Source organism: Burkholderia sp. 572 (assembly GCF_040545135.1).
GTDB classification, from domain to species: Bacteria; Pseudomonadota; Gammaproteobacteria; order Burkholderiales; family Burkholderiaceae; genus Burkholderia; species Burkholderia cepacia.
This window is the reverse complement of sequence record NZ_JBEPLH010000002.1, coordinates 225,900-240,170: the sequence shown is the minus strand read 5'-3', so window position 1 is coordinate 240,170 and position 14,271 is coordinate 225,900. Positions and strand designations below refer to the sequence as shown.

Below are 14,271 nucleotides of genomic sequence, written 5' to 3'. Positions count from 1 at the left end.
TTATAGCAGCCCGGCCGCGCGCGCGATCATCGCGATGCCGCCGCCGACCGCCACGCAACCGGCGATCCGCTCGACACGCCCGCCGGGCGGCCCGAGGCGCTCGGCGGTGATCGCGACCGTCACGGCGGCCATCACGCGCAGGTCCATCATGCCGGCCGCCAGCGCGATCGCCATCAGGTTCCCGCAACAGGCGCCGCAGTGCATGGCGCCCCGCACGCCGTGCCACCATGCCGCACCGGCAACCGCCGACGACCGGTGTGCGTCGCCTGCCGCATGCCGGCAGCACGCCAGCCGCCGGGCCTTCCACGCGGAAAATTGCAGCATGCCCGCAACCGACACGACCGCGCCGGCCGCAAACGGCAGCGCGCGGGCAAGCGCCGGCAGCCGTGCGGCGGCGGCCGTCAGCGCGGCGCCAGCCGGAAACACGAGCGCCCCGAGCGCCATCCACACCGCGAAGTACCCGGCGCCCGCCACGACGACGAGCCAGGCGGAACGCGCCGTCGCCATCGGGCCGATGCGCTGCCGGTATCGCCAGAGCATCGGCGCCAGCACCGGCAGCATCATCGTCACCGTCATCGCGCCCCACATTCCGGCGAACGCCGCGAATGCGCGTCCGGCGCCCCGGCCGCACGGCTGCAGCCATGCGGCCGAAGCCATCCAGCCGCCGGCCATCGGTTCGCGCCCCATCGCGGCCATCGACGCATGCTGCGCCACGGTCGCGAGCGCGGCAACGGCGAACACGGCCACGAGCGCCGCGCCGAAGGCTCGCGGATCGGGGCCTGCGTCGCGGGCCGGCGGCCGCGCCATCGCCCGCCCCGGCCGCCCCCGCCCGTCGCCGGCGCCCTCAGCCGCGTGGGTACTCGTCATGACGGCGCCACCACGGGCCGGCCTCGTTGCGTCCGCGCGGCGCGCGATCGAGCCACTGGTACATCCCCCACAGCCCGTCGAGCCCGCGCGCATAGGTGGAGTACGTGTGATAGACGACGCCGTCCTCGCGCACGAACGCGCTCATCCCCGGCCGGTCGAGCGAATACGTGAGCGCATCGGTGCCGCACGTCGCAGCGAACTGCACGACGGGTGCCGGCGGCGGATCCATGTCCATCGCGTGGCCGGCCAGCGCGTAGTTGTATTCGACGGCGCCCGCGCGCTGCTGCGTTTCGGTGAACGACACATTGAAGTCGAAGTTGAAATCGCTGCCGACCGACGACGCCCACGGGAAGCGCCACCCCATCCGCTGCCGGTAAGCGAGGAGTGTCGCGAGCGGCGCACGCGACACGGCGGCGAGCGTCACGTCGTGGTTCGCCAGGTGCACGGCGAATCCGTCGAAACCGTCGGCGAGCGCCGAACACGACGGGCAGCCTGCCTTGTAGTCGGGGCCGAACATGAAGTGATAGACGAGCAGTTGCGAACGGCCGCGAAACAGGTCGCCGAGCGTGGCCTGCCCGTCTTCGGTGTCGAACCGGTAGGTCTTGTCGACGCGTACCCAGGGCAGCGCCTGGCGCCGCCGCGCGAGTTCGTCGCTTTGCCGCGTCAGCGCCTTTTCCGCGTCGAGCAGCGCGCGCCGCGCGGCCAGCCATTCGTCGCGCGTTCCGGTGAGATGGGTCGTCATTGCGGGTTCCTCCTTCCGATGGGTAGCCGGGCACGGCGTCCGGTGCCGTGTGCGTGGTGCTAGATTAGTGGCGGGCATCGGGCCGGAGGGAGTGACAAGTGTGTCGGGATTCGGATGGATTCGCTGATCACGGCGGCCGCGCGCGCGCTCGCGGCCGGTGACGCGCTCGGTGCGCTGAACCGCGTCGCGCTGCGCGACGACGCGCCGGCGCTCGCGCTGCGCGGGATCGCGATGGCGCAGCTCGGCGATTTCGAACGCGCGCGCGCACTCGTGCGCGGCGCCGCACGCGCGTTCGGCACCCGGGAGGCCGTGGCGCGTGCGCGCTGCGTCGTCGCGGAAGCGGAGATCGCGCTCGCATCGCGCGACTTGCGCTGGCCGACACGCGCGCTCGATGCCGCCTGTGCGACGCTCGACGCACACGGTGACCGCGCGAACGCCGCGCACGCGCGCTATCTCGGCGTGCGCCGGCTGCTGCTGGTCGGCCAGCTCGACGACGCCGAACGGATGCTCGCGAATCTCGATCCCGCACCGCTGCCGGCTGCATCGCGCGCCGCCCATGAGCTGATCGCGGCCGGCATCGCGATGCGCCGCATCCGCACGCAGGCGGCCCGCGCGGCGCTCGAGCGGGCGCGCGCGGCGGCCCGCGACGCCGGCATCGCCGCGCTGACGGCCGAAATCGACACCGCGGCACGCGTGCTCGACGCACCGGCCGCGCGCCTCATCGTGCGCGGCACGTCGCGGCTCGTGCAGCTCGACGAAGTCGAGACGCTGTTCGCGTCGAACGCACTCGTCGTCGATGCGTGCCGCCACACGGTACGCGACGCGCGCACGACCGTGTCGCTCGCGCGACGGCCCGTGCTGTTCGTGCTCGCCCGCGCGCTCGGCGAAGCATGGCCGGCCGACGTATCGCGAAACGCGCTCGTCGCGGCCGCATTCCGCGCGAAACACGCGGACGAATCGCATCGCGCGCGCCTGCGCGTCGAGATCGGCCGGCTGCGCGCGGTGCTGCGGCCGCTCGCAAACATCGTCGCGACGCCGCGCGGCTTTGCGCTCGAACCGCTCGGCGTACGCGAGACCGTCGTCCTCGCGCGCCCGGTCGACGATCGCCACGCAGCCGTGCTCGCGCTCCTCGCCGATGGCGAAGCATGGTCGAGCTCCGCGCTGGCGCTGGCCCTCGGCGCGAGCCAGCGCACCGTGCAGCGCGCGCTCGACGTGCTCGCCGAAGCGGACAAGGTCCAGGCGCTCGGCCGCGGCCGCGCGCGCCGCTGGATGACGCCGCCGCTGCCCGGTTTCGCGACGACCTTGTTACTCCCTGCCCCGCTGCCGGGAGATTAGGATGACCTCACCGAACGACGAGGTGACGAACATGAAACGCTCCAGTGCAGAGATCCTTCGCGAATACGGCCCGTTTCCCGGCGTCGACGGCGTACACGGCGTCACGTTCGACGGGAAATACGTGTGGTACGCGTCCGGCGACAAGCTGAATGCGCTCGACCCGGAGCGCGGCACGACCGTCCGCTCGATCGACGTCGCCGCGCATGCGGGCACGGCGTTCGACGGCCGCCACCTGTACCAGATCGTCGAGGACCGCATCGAGAAGATCGACCCCGAATCGGGCCGCGTGCTCGCGACGATTCCCGCTCCCGGCGGCGGCGGCGATTCGGGGCTGGCATGGGCCGAAGGCGCGCTGTGGGTCGGCCAGTACCGCGATCGCAAGATTCATCAGGTGGATCCGCAGTCGGGCGCCGTGCTGCGCACGATCGAGTCGAACCGCTTCGTCACCGGCGTGACGTGGGTCGACGGAGAGCTGTGGCACGGCACCTGGGAAGCCGATCAGGCCGACTTGCGGCACATCGATCCGCGCACGGGCCGGGTGCTCGAGCAGATCGACATGCCGGCCGGCGTCGGCGTGTCGGGGCTCGAATCCGACGGCCACGACCGCTTCTACTGTGGCGGCGGCAACAGCGGCACGTTGCGCGCCGTACGGCGGCCCGCGCGGGCGCGGGCACCGGGCGACGGTGCGGCGGCGCCCGATCCGGCTGACGACTGATCCGCCGCCTGCCGCGATCGCTGCTGCGCGCGGCGCGCCCACCCACCGGCCTGCACCGAGTGCAGGAATGAACAAGACGACGCCGCGACGGCGTCGCTAAGATGCGCGCTCATCAGTCACGTGTTCGGAGCAGTCGATGCAGCGCGGTGTGGTCTATGGTGTCCTGGCAGGTGCCCTGTGGGGCATGGTGTTTCTCGTTCCGCGGCTGCTGACCGACTTCTCGCCGCTGCTGCTGAGCGCCGGCCGCTATGCGATGTACGGTCTCGTGTCGCTCGCGGCCGCGCTGCCGGCGGCCCGCTCGCTGCTCGCGCGGCTGACCCGCGAGGATCTCGTCGCGCTGGTCAGGCTCGCCGTCATCGGCAACGTCGCGTATTACATGCTGCTGTCCGGCGCGGTGCACCTGATCGGCATCGCACCCAGCTCCCTGATCGTCGGCGTGCTGCCCGTCACGGTGACGCTCGCAGGCCTCGGCGACCACGGCGCCGTGCCGTTGCGCCGGCTCGCCGCCCCGCTGGCGCTGGTGATCGCGGGCATCGTCTGCATCAACGTCGACCTGTTCACGTCCGAGGCCGCGCATGCGACGACGCTCGGCCAGAAACTCGCCGGCATCGCCTGCGCGGCGGGCGCGCTCGCGAGCTGGACCTGGTATGCGGTCGCGAACGCACGTTATCTGCAGCGCCATCATCGTTTCGGCGGCAACGAGTGGTCGGTCTTGTGGGGTGTCGTGACGGGCCTGATCGGCGGGCTCGTCTGGGTCGCGATCCTCGCGCTCCCGGCCGGCACGCTCCAGGAAGCGGTGCCCGCGTCGCGCTGGCAGTTGTTCTGGCTGCTGAACCTCGTGCTCGCGATCGGTGCGTCGTGGCTCGGCAACGGGCTGTGGAATGCGGCGTCGAAGCGGCTGCCCCTCACGCTGTCGGGCCAGCTGATCGTGTTCGAAACCGTATTCGCGATGCTTTACGCGTTCGTGTACGACCGGCGGATGCCGCATGCGCTCGAGATCGCCGCGCTGGTGCTGCTGCTCGCCGGCGTCTATGGATCGGTGCGCCGGCATGGCGACACGCCCGCCGGCGGCGGGACGGCGGGAAGCGCGCCGGCAAACGCACCGGCAAACGCGAATGCCGCAGCCCATTGAACGCCGCGGCGTTTGCTCAGACGAATCGAGTTGAAGGACGCGGATCGCTCCGCGTCAGCGCGCGTCCTTGTGCATCCACTTGCGGCCCTCGATGGAGCCGTCGCGGCGCGACTTGTCGACGCGCCGCTGGCGCGCGAGTTTCGGATCGACGATCAACGGGCGGTAGATCTCGACGCGGTCGTGGTCGGCGAGCTGCGTGTCGAGCGGCGCAAGCTTCCCGTACACGCCCGTCTTCGCGTTCGCGAGATCGATTTCCGGGTGCAGCGCGAGCACGCCGCTCGCATCGATCGCCGAACGAACGGTCGCCCCTTCGGGGAGCGACAGCGGAATCAGCGTCTGGCGATCCGGCAGCGCATAGCAGACTTCGATCGACAGCATCGCGTCACCCCTTCCCGTAGCGCTGGTCGGCGCGCTTCACGAACGAATCGACGAACGTGTTCGCGATGTGGCTGAACACCGGCCCGATGATCTTCTCGAGCAGGATGTTCGAGAACTCGTAATGCAGGGCGAATTCGATCTTGCACGCATCGGCACGCAGCGCCGTGAAGCGCCACGAGCCCGTGAACTTCTTGAACGGGCCGTCCGTGAACTCCATGTCGATCCGCGTCGGGCGCTGCTGCGTGTTGCGCGTCGCGAAGTGCTGCTTGATGCCCTTGAAGTTGATGTCGATGCGCGCTTCCATCCCGCTCTCGTCCTGACGGCGAACCTCGACACCGCCGCACCAGGGCAGGAAATTGGGGTAATCGGCCACGTCGGTGACGAGGTCGAACATCTGTTCCGCCGAATGACGGATCAATACGGTTTTCTGGACATCTGCCATAAATCGCGCGGCATCGCTCAAGGTGGGAACGCAAGCCGGGCGATTCCCGCCCTGCTTTGCTAAAATCGTGATTTTAAACGAGTTGGCCCGATCCTTTCATGAGCATCATCGACAACAGGAAAGCGCACTTCGATTATCACATCGAGGAACGCTACGAGGCGGGGCTCGTGCTTGAGGGCTGGGAAGTCAAGGCGCTGCGCGCCGGGCGCGGCCAGATCAAGGAAGGCTACGTCGTGGTGAAGAACGCCGAGATCTTCCTGATCGGTACCCATATCAGCCCGCTGCCCGAAGCCTCGACGCACATCAAGCCCGACCCGGTTCGCACGCGCAAGCTGCTGCTGCACCGCGAGGAAATTAAGAAGCTGATCGGCAAGGTCGAGCAGCGCGGCTACACGCTCGTGCCGCTGAACTTCCACTACAAGGGCGGGCGCGTGAAGTGCGACATCGCGCTCGCAAAGGGCAAGAAGCTGCACGACAAGCGCGAAACCGAGAAGAAGCGCGACTGGGAACGCGAAAAGGCACGCATCATGCGCGCCGGCACCTGACGCGCGACGCACCCCGCAAACGACACGGCCCGCTCGAAGCGGGCCGTGTTGCTTTGGACTACGTGAATCGCCGATGCTGGCTGTACGGCGGCGGCTGAGGCACGCCATACCGCCGGCGTCGGCCGAAGAAAGGTGCCGCGGGCATCATCCGCGCCGCGGCTGCGCGACGATTCGCCGCACACCGATCGTACGCGGCGTGCCCTTCGCACACCGCGTATATCCAACTCAGGCCTTCCCGCCCGAGGCCGCCCCCGCGTTCTTGACGATCGTCAGCGCCGACGAGATCGCGGTGCCGAGATCCGACAGGTTCGACGGCACGATCAGCGTGTTGCCCTGCTTCGCGAGATTCGAGAACGCCCCGACATACTGCTCGGCGACCTTCAGGTTCACCGCATCCATCCCGCCCTGCGACTGGATCGCGTTCGCGATCTTCTGGATCGCCTGCGCGTTCGCCTCGGCCACCGCCAGAATCGCAGCGGCCTCGCCCTGCGCCTGGTTGATCGCAGCCTGGCGCTCGCCTTCGGATTTCTGGATCGCCGCTTCGCGCGCGCCCGACGCGAGGTTGATCTGCTCCTGCTTGCGGCCTTCGGATGCGGCGATCAGCGCGCGCTTTTCACGCTCCGCGGTGATCTGCGCCTGCATCGCGTGCAGGATTTCCTTCGGCGGCGTCAGGTCCTTGATCTCGTAACGCAGCACCTTCACGCCCCAGTTCGCCGCGGCCTGGTCGAGCGCCGACACGATGTTGTGGTTGATGAAGTCGCGCTCCTCGAACGTCTTGTCGAGTTCGAGCTTGCCGACCACCGAACGCAAGGTCGTTTGCGCGAGCTGCGTGATCGCGAGCACGAAGTTGCTCGACCCGTAAGACGCCTTCATCGGATCGGTCACCTGGAAGTACAGCACGCCGTCGACCTGCAGCTGCGTGTTGTCGCGCGTGATACAGACCTGGCTCGGCACGTCGAGCGGGATTTCCTTCAGCACGTGCCGGTACGCGATGCGATCGACGAACGGCAGCACGATATTCAGGCCGGGCGACAGCGTCGCGTGATAGCGCCCGAAGCGCTCGAGCACCCATGCATGCTGCTGCGGCACGATCTTCACCGTCTTCGACACGATCACGATCGCGATGACGAGCAGGACAACCCAGATGATCAGCGAATCCATGAAATATTCCCTCCTTGTTGTATCGGCGGACGATCAGCCCGCGGGTTTCGCCACGACCACGAGACAATTGCCGCGCACGGCACTCACCTGATACACATGCGCATCGTCGCGCTCGCCGTTCGCGAGCTCGACGTCCCAGTCGGCGCCGCGATACTGCACGCGCGCACGGCCGTCGCGCCACGCATCGACCGTAACGGTCGAGCCGATGTCGAGATTGACGTCCGGATTCGTCGACGTGTCGCGCTTCTGCTTGCGGCCGAGCCCCGAGCGGCGCAGCGCGATCATCGCGACGATCGCGACCGCGGCCGCCGCACCGAACTGCACGTGCGGTGCGAAACCAGCCAGTTGCAGCAAGCCGCCCGCGAGAAAGCCGAGTGCGATCATCAGCAGGTAGAACGTGCCCGTCAGCAGTTCGGCCACGACCAGCACGCCCACCGCGACCCACCAGAACAGATGCCCCGACATCATTTTGGCCTCCAGAAAAACGCCCCCGATACTCACTATATTCGCTGCCGCGAGCGGAGGCGACCGGCACGCCCGGATCGGCACGTTGCGTACCGACAAATAAAAACACCCCGGTGCGTACCGGGGTGTTTATAACACGAACCTTGCATTTTGCCTTCAACGAAAGCGCGGCGGCACCGCGCTTTCACCGAAGCGGCATCGCCGACCGTTACTTCCGGTTGGCAAGCGCCTGCCACGTATCGATGATCGTGTCGGGGTTCAGCGAGATCGACACGATGCCTTCGTCGGTCAGCCATTGCGCGAAGTCCGGATGATCGGACGGGCCCTGGCCGCAGATACCAACGTACTTGCCCATCTTGCGGCAGGTATCGATCGCGCGCTTCAGCAGGAACTTGACGGCCGGGTCACGTTCGTCGAAGTCGACAGCCAGCAGTTCCATGCCCGAATCGCGGTCAAGGCCGAGCGTGAGCTGCGTGAGGTCGTTCGAGCCGATCGAGAAACCGTCGAAGTGCTCCAGGAACTCTTCGGCGAGGATCGCGTTGGTCGGGACTTCGCACATCATCACGAGGCGCAGGCCGTTTTCGCCGCGCTTCAGGCCGAACTTCTCGAGCAGGCCGACGACACGCTCCGCCTGCTTCACGGTACGCACGAACGGCACCATGATCTCGACGTTGGTCAGGCCCATCTCGTCGCGCACGCGCTTCAGTGCACGGCATTCCATCTCGAACGCCTGCGCGAAGTCTTCAGCGATGTAGCGCGATGCGCCGCGGAAACCCAGCATCGGGTTTTCCTCGTCCGGCTCGTAACGCGAACCGCCGATCAGCTTCTTGTACTCGTTCGACTTGAAGTCGGACAGACGCACGATCACGGGCTTCGGATAGAACGCCGCAGCGATCGTCGCGACACCTTCCGTCAGCTTGTCGACGTAGAACTGACGCGGCGATGCGTGACCGCGCGCGACGCTCTCGACGGCCTTCTTCAGGTCCTGGTCGATGTTCGGGTACTCGAGGATCGCCTTCGGGTGAACGCCGATGTTGTTGTTGATGATGAACTCGAGACGCGCGAGACCCACGCCGCCGTTCGGCAGTTGCGAGAAGTCGAACGCGAGCTGCGGGTTGCCGACGTTCATCATGATCTTGACCGGGATTTCCGGCAATTCGCCGCGCTGCACTTCCGTGACTTCCGTCTCGAGCAGGCCGTCGTAGATCTTGCCTTCGTCGCCTTCCGCGCACGACACGGTGACGAGCGCGCCGTCCTTCAGGACGTCGGTCGCATCGCCGCAGCCGACGACTGCCGGCACGCCGAGTTCACGCGCGATGATCGCCGCGTGGCAGGTCCGGCCGCCACGGTTCGTGACGATCGCGGCCGCACGCTTCATCACCGGCTCCCAGTTCGGGTCGGTCATGTCGGCCACCAGCACGTCGCCCGGCTGCACGCGTTCCATTTCCGACGGATCCTGGATCACGCGCACGGGGCCCGCGCCGATCTTCTGGCCGATCGCACGACCCGTCGCGAGCACCTGCGACTGGCCCTTCAGCTTGAAGCGCTGCTCGGCCTTGCCGGTTGCCTGGCTCTTCACGGTTTCCGGGCGTGCCTGCAGGATGAAGATCTTGCCGTCGCGGCCGTCCTTGCCCCACTCGATGTCCATCGGACGCTGATAGTGCTTCTCGATGATGACCGCGTACTTCGCCAGCTCGATCACGTCTTCGTCGGTGATCGAGTAGCGGTTGCGCTGTTCGTGCGGCACGTCGACCGTCTTCACGCGGCCCGGCTCGCCCGGCTGCGTGAATTCCATCTTGATCAGCTTCGAGCCGATCGAGCGGCGGATGATCGGGTACTTGTCCTGTGCGAGCGTCGTCTTGAACACGTAGAACTCGTCCGGGTTCACCGCGCCCTGCACGACGGTTTCGCCCAGGCCGTAGCTCGACGTGATGAACACGGCGTCCTTGAAGCCCGATTCGGTGTCGATCGTGAACATCACGCCGGCCGCGCCGACGTCCGAGCGGACCATGCGCTGCACACCGGCCGACAGCGCGACTTCCGCGTGCGTGAAGCCCTTGTGCACGCGGTACGAGATCGCGCGGTCGTTGTACAGCGACGCGAACACGTGCTTCATGCGGTCGAGCACGTCTTCGATGCCGACGACGTTCAGGTACGACTCCTGCTGTCCGGCGAACGATGCGTCGGGCAGGTCTTCCGCGGTAGCGGACGAGCGCACGGCGAACGACAGCTCGCCCGGCGAACTGTTCTTCAGGATGTCGAACTGCTCGCGGATTTCCTGCTCGAGACGTGCCTGCATCGGCGCATCGACGATCCACTTGCGGATTTCCGCACCAGCTTCGGCGAGCGCCTTCACGTCGTCGATGTCGAGCGACTCGAGACGCTTGGCGATGCGGTCGGTAAGGTCGTTGTGCTTGAGGAATTCGCGGAACGCGAGCGCGGTCGTGGCGAAACCGGTGGGTACGCGAACGCCTGCTTCGGAAAGCTGGCTGATCATTTCGCCAAGCGACGCATTCTTGCCGCCGACGATTTCCACATCGGTCATCCGCAACTGCTCGAACGGAATTACATACGCCTGGTCCTTTGCGACGTTTGCTGCGTTAGTCATACAAGCCCCTAAGTGTGAAAAAAATGCTCGATTGCGCAAGTGGGCTCGGACGCGGGCGCTTGCAAAAAGGCGCGGCGCGTCTTGCGCAACCTGTTGGAGAAACACTCGCAGCGGCGAAAATCTTCTGACCCGATTTGCAAAAATCCCGGCAGAAGGGCGATATTTGCAGACAAATCGCCAAACTTGCCGGGAATTATGGAATCGAGCGGCAAAGCCTGGGGCGCCGTTCGCGCCCTGCCCCCGCAATTGCTTATCCAACAGGTTGCCGCTATTCTACCGTGCCGGCTGCCGGATGTGGCGCGACCTTGTCACTGCGTCTGGAGGCGACCCTCCAGCCGCCCGCGCAACCGCCCTTCACGCTCGACGTCCAGATTCATGCTGCCTACCGTATTCATCGTCTCCGACGGCACCGGGATCACTGCCGAAACCTTCGCGCACTCGATCCTCTCCCAGTTCGACCAGAAATTCCGTCTCGTGCGCGTGCCGTTCGTCGACTCGCTCGACAAGGCCTATGCGACCGTCGAGAAGATCAACGAGGCCGCCGTGCACGACGGCCGCCGCGCGATCGTGTTCACGACGCTCGTCGACAGCGAGTCGAACGACATCGTCAAACGCTCGAACGCACTCGTGCTCGACATGTTCCAGCGCTTCGTCGAACCGCTCGAACAGGAACTGGAGCTCAAGTCGAGCCACGCGATGGGCCGCGGCCACCAGAACGCGGACACCGAGGAATACAAGACCCGGATCGAGGCGATCAACTTCTCGCTCGCGCACGACGACGGCCAGTCGAACCGCAACCTGTCGGAGGCCGACGTGATCCTCGTCGGCGTGTCGCGCAGCGGCAAGACGCCGACGAGCCTGTATCTCGCGATGCAGTACGGCGTGAAGGCAGCGAACTATCCGCTGATTCCGGAAGACTTCGAACGCGGCAAGCTACCGTCGGCGCTCGCCTCGCACCGCGAGAAGCTGTTCGGGCTGTCGATCGACCCGCAGCGCCTGTCGGAGATCCGGAACGAGCGGCGCCCGGGCAGCAAGTACGCGGCGCCCGAGAACTGCCGCTACGAAATCAACGAGGCGGAAGCGATGATGCGCCGCGAGGGGATCAAGTGGCTGTCGTCGACGCACAAGTCGATCGAGGAAATCGCGACGACGATCCTGCAGGAAGTCCGCCTCGACCGGCAGTCATACTAAGGTCGAGCGCCGGCGGCCACCCAGACGCCGCCGGAAACGAAAAGGCCGCGTCGAACGCGGCCTTTTTTCGTGGTGCGGGGAACGCGCGAGCGTGGCGTCACGCTCACCGCTGCTGGCGCACCTGCTCGAACAGGCACACCGCCGCCGCGGCTGCGACGTTCAGCGACTCCATCCCGCCCGGCTGCGGAATCGTCACGCGATGCGTGGCCACCTCCCGCCAGTACGCGCAGACGCCTGCGCCCTCGTTGCCGAACACCCACGCCACGGGGCCCGACAGGTCGCAATCGTAGATTGCCTGCGCGCCGTGCGAGTCGGTCAGCGCAACCGGTACATCGAGGCGTTCGGCGAGTTCGCCGGCTTCGACATCCTCGTGGATCGACAGCAGGAAATGCGCGCCCATGCCCGAACGCAGCACCTTCGACGACCATGCGTACGCCGTCCCCGGCGCACAGAACACGTGGCGCACGCCTGCGGCCGCCGCGCTGCGCAGGATCGAGCCGACGTTGCCGGCGTCCTGCACGCCGTCGAGCACGACCGACGTATGCGTGACGCGAGTGGGCAGCGGTTGCGCCGGCCGGTCGACGAGCAGCAGGAAGCCGACGCCGTTGACGACGTTCGACAACTGCCCGAACAGCGCGTCGGGCAATGTGACGATCCGTTGCGCATCGATGCGCGCGACGATCGCCTGCGCTTCCGCGTGGCCGAGTGCGCCTTCGGTCGCCACGCACAGCTCGGGCGTCGCGCCCGTATCGAGGTACGCGCTCGCAAGATGGAATCCTTCGAGCAGCGCCTGGCCGCTGCGGCGCTGATGGGGCGTCGAACCCGCGAGCGCCTTCAGGCGCTTGTACAGCGGGTTGTCGCGGGAAGTGATGCTTTTCATCGAATCAGGTCGAGTGCCGCGCGAACCGGCGCGAACGAGCGCCGGTGCGCTTCGCATGGCCCGTGCTCGCGTAGCGCGGCAAGGTGTTTCGCGGTGCCGTAGCCCGCATGTACGTTGAAGCCGTACACCGGGAAACGTTCGTGCAGGTCGACGAGCATGCGATCGCGCGTGACCTTCGCGAGAATCGACGCGGCCGAGATGCTCGGCACGAGCGCATCGCCGCTGACGATCGCCTCGGCACGCACCGTCAGCGTCGGACAGCGGTTGCCATCGATCTGCGCGAGCGTCGGCAGCACCGACAGGCCCTCGACCGCCCGCTTCATCGCGAGCATCGTCGCGTGCAGGATGTTCAACGTGTCGATTTCGTCGACGCTCGCCGACGCGACGCAATACGCGCGCGAACGTGCGACGATCAGGTCGTACAGCGCGTCGCGCTTCTTCGCGGAGAGCGCCTTCGAATCGTCGAGCCCGTCGATCGGCTGCGCCGGATCGAGGATCACGGCGGCGGCCACCACCGGCCCCGCGAGCGGACCACGGCCGGCTTCGTCGACGCCGCAGACGATCTCGTCGGGCCGGCTGAAATCGAAACCGTCCTGCACGTCGCTCGACGCGCGGCGGCGTGGTGCACGTACTGCGGTCATGCGCGCCCCTTGCGTTGTTCGAGCACGCGCACGACCGCTTCGGCCGCCTTCGCGGCCGTGTTCTGCCGCAGCGAAAGATGCATTTCGGTGAAGACTTCGGTCAGTGTGCGGCGGTTCGCGTCGTCGCGCAGCTGCGTGAGCGTCGCATCGGCGAGCGCCTCGGGCGTCGCGAAGTGCTGCAGCAGCTCGGGCACGACGAAACGCCCCGCCAGGATGTTCGGCAAGCCGACGTACGGCAGGTACCCCTGCCGGCGCATGATCTGCCCGGTCAGCCAGGGCACCTTGTACGAGATCACCATCGGCTTCTTCAGCAGCGCGGCTTCCAGCGTGACCGTGCCGCTCTTCACGAGGATCGCGTCGGCCGCCGTCATCGCGACCTGCGAGCGGCCGTCGGTGAGCGTCAGCGCAAGCTGCGGATGCGCGTCGACGAGCGGCTGCAGCAGCGCGCGCAACGCGGGCGTCGCCGCCGGCATCACGAACCGCACGCCAGGCTCGCGCTGCTGCATCAGCGCCATCGCCGCAAAGAACGTCGGGCCGATCAGCGCGATTTCCGAACGCCGGCTGCCCGGCAGCACCGCGATCACCGGGCCGTCGGCCGGCAATCCGAGCGCGATGCGCGCGCCGTGCATGTCAGGCTCGAGCGGAATCTCGTCGGCCAACGGATGGCCGACGTAGGTCGAAGCAACACCTGCCTTGTCGAGAATCGCAGGTTCGAACGGGAACAGGCACAGCATGTGGTCGACGGACTTCGCGATCTTCTTGATCCGGCCGCCGCGCCATGCCCAGATCGATGGGCACACGAAGTGGATCGACGGGATACCGGCATCGCGCGCGGCCTGTTCCACGCTGAAGTTGAAGTCGGGTGCGTCGATGCCGATGAACGCGTCCGGTCGCTCGGCGAGCAACTGGCGCTTCAGCTCACCGCGAATCCGCAGGATCTCGGGAATCTGGCCGAGCGCCTCGACGTAGCCGCGCACGGTCAGCTTGTCCATCTGCCAGTGCGAGTCGAAGCCCTGCGCGATCATCCGCTGCCCGCCGATCCCGTAATACTGGGCCGATTCGGGCAGCCGCTCGCGCAGCCCGCCGAGCAGCGACGCCCCGAGCAGGTCGCCCGACGGTTCGCCGGCCGCCATCGCGAGCCGGAGCTGAGTGGTCGGAAGCGGCATCGC

Annotated in this window: 15 protein-coding genes; 5 read left to right on the top strand and 10 right to left on the bottom strand. The window is 67.3% G+C overall.

The genetic code is table 11. From position 1 onward, the window contains the following. Positions 1 to 807 (bottom strand): DUF2182 domain-containing protein, encoded by an 807-nt coding sequence (locus ABIC51_RS04750; RefSeq protein WP_175861621.1) that lies wholly within the window; start codon positions 805 to 807, stop codon positions 1 to 3. Positions 808 to 844: 37 nt separating this feature from the next. Then, positions 845 to 1,609 carry a DUF899 domain-containing protein gene (locus tag ABIC51_RS04745; protein ID WP_175899043.1) on the bottom strand — a complete coding sequence of 255 codons (765 nt, stop codon included), beginning with the start codon at positions 1,607 to 1,609 and terminating at the stop codon, positions 845 to 847. Between the two features lie 114 nt (positions 1,610 to 1,723). On the opposite strand from ABIC51_RS04745, the gene ABIC51_RS04740 reads away from it, so the two are divergent. The 3 genes from ABIC51_RS04740 to ABIC51_RS04730 all read left to right on the top strand — a co-directional run bounded on the left by ABIC51_RS04740 (position 1,724) and on the right by ABIC51_RS04730 (position 4,791). Beyond that, positions 1,724 to 2,944 carry a helix-turn-helix domain-containing protein gene (locus tag ABIC51_RS04740; protein ID WP_226128698.1) on the top strand — a complete coding sequence of 407 codons (1,221 nt, stop codon included), beginning with the start codon at positions 1,724 to 1,726 and terminating at the stop codon, positions 2,942 to 2,944. Positions 2,945 to 2,975: 31 nt separating this feature from the next. Further along, positions 2,976 to 3,659 (top strand): Vgb family protein, encoded by a 684-nt coding sequence (locus tag ABIC51_RS04735; protein WP_060194439.1) that lies wholly within the window; start codon positions 2,976 to 2,978, stop codon positions 3,657 to 3,659. 136 nt (positions 3,660 to 3,795) lie between these two features. Further along, positions 3,796 to 4,791, top strand: coding sequence for a DMT family transporter (locus ABIC51_RS04730; RefSeq protein WP_175861557.1), 996 nt, complete (start codon positions 3,796 to 3,798; stop codon positions 4,789 to 4,791). Positions 4,792 to 4,845: 54 nt separating this feature from the next. Here the strand turns inward: ABIC51_RS04730 and ABIC51_RS04725 are convergent, their stop codons facing one another. Next, a complete protein-coding gene (locus tag ABIC51_RS04725) occupies positions 4,846 to 5,169 on the bottom strand; it encodes an RnfH family protein (RefSeq protein ID WP_175861556.1) in 324 nt (107 codons plus the stop codon). Between the two features lie 4 nt (positions 5,170 to 5,173). Then, entirely contained in the window at positions 5,174 to 5,611 is a 438-nt protein-coding gene (locus ABIC51_RS04720; protein WP_027787100.1) for a type II toxin-antitoxin system RatA family toxin, read from the bottom strand. Positions 5,612 to 5,709: 98 nt separating this feature from the next. On the opposite strand from ABIC51_RS04720, the gene smpB reads away from it, so the two are divergent. Then, positions 5,710 to 6,156: an SsrA-binding protein SmpB gene (smpB, locus tag ABIC51_RS04715; protein WP_006478511.1), complete on the top strand. Its 447-nt coding sequence runs from the start codon at positions 5,710 to 5,712 to the stop codon at positions 6,154 to 6,156. A 225-nt stretch (positions 6,157 to 6,381) separates the two neighbouring features. On the opposite strand, the gene ABIC51_RS04710 is transcribed toward smpB, so the two are convergent. From ABIC51_RS04710 to ppsA, 3 genes are all read right to left on the bottom strand, one after another. Then, positions 6,382 to 7,317 (bottom strand): SPFH domain-containing protein, encoded by a 936-nt coding sequence (locus tag ABIC51_RS04710; protein ID WP_014896750.1) that lies wholly within the window; start codon positions 7,315 to 7,317, stop codon positions 6,382 to 6,384. A gap of 33 nt (positions 7,318 to 7,350) precedes the next feature. Next, entirely contained in the window at positions 7,351 to 7,785 is a 435-nt protein-coding gene (locus ABIC51_RS04705) for an NfeD family protein (protein ID WP_027787099.1), read from the bottom strand. A 205-nt stretch (positions 7,786 to 7,990) separates the two neighbouring features. Next, positions 7,991 to 10,390, bottom strand: coding sequence for a phosphoenolpyruvate synthase (ppsA, locus tag ABIC51_RS04700; protein ID WP_146252829.1), 2,400 nt, complete (start codon positions 10,388 to 10,390; stop codon positions 7,991 to 7,993). Between the two features lie 375 nt (positions 10,391 to 10,765). Between ppsA and ppsR the strand changes: the two genes are divergently transcribed. Further along, on the top strand, positions 10,766 to 11,581 hold the full coding sequence (gene ppsR / locus ABIC51_RS04695) for a posphoenolpyruvate synthetase regulatory kinase/phosphorylase PpsR (RefSeq protein ID WP_021159117.1): 816 nt from the start codon (positions 10,766 to 10,768) through the stop codon (positions 11,579 to 11,581). 103 nt (positions 11,582 to 11,684) lie between these two features. On the opposite strand, the gene ABIC51_RS04690 is transcribed toward ppsR, so the two are convergent. The 3 genes from ABIC51_RS04690 to lpxB are packed head-to-tail and all read right to left on the bottom strand — an operon-like array spanning position 11,685 to position 14,268. Beyond that, positions 11,685 to 12,461, bottom strand: coding sequence for a TrmH family RNA methyltransferase (locus tag ABIC51_RS04690; RefSeq protein WP_027787097.1), 777 nt, complete (start codon positions 12,459 to 12,461; stop codon positions 11,685 to 11,687). Further along, the gene (gene rnhB / locus ABIC51_RS04685; protein WP_027787096.1) at positions 12,458 to 13,102 is read right to left on the bottom strand and encodes a ribonuclease HII; all 645 of its coding nucleotides are present in this window, start codon (positions 13,100 to 13,102) and stop codon (positions 12,458 to 12,460) included. Before rnhB ends, ABIC51_RS04690 begins: the two co-directional genes overlap by 4 nt. Then, the gene (lpxB, locus tag ABIC51_RS04680; protein WP_027787095.1) at positions 13,099 to 14,268 is read right to left on the bottom strand and encodes a lipid-A-disaccharide synthase; all 1,170 of its coding nucleotides are present in this window, start codon (positions 14,266 to 14,268) and stop codon (positions 13,099 to 13,101) included. Before lpxB ends, rnhB begins: the two co-directional genes overlap by 4 nt. Positions 14,269 to 14,271: the final 3 nt, after the last annotated feature.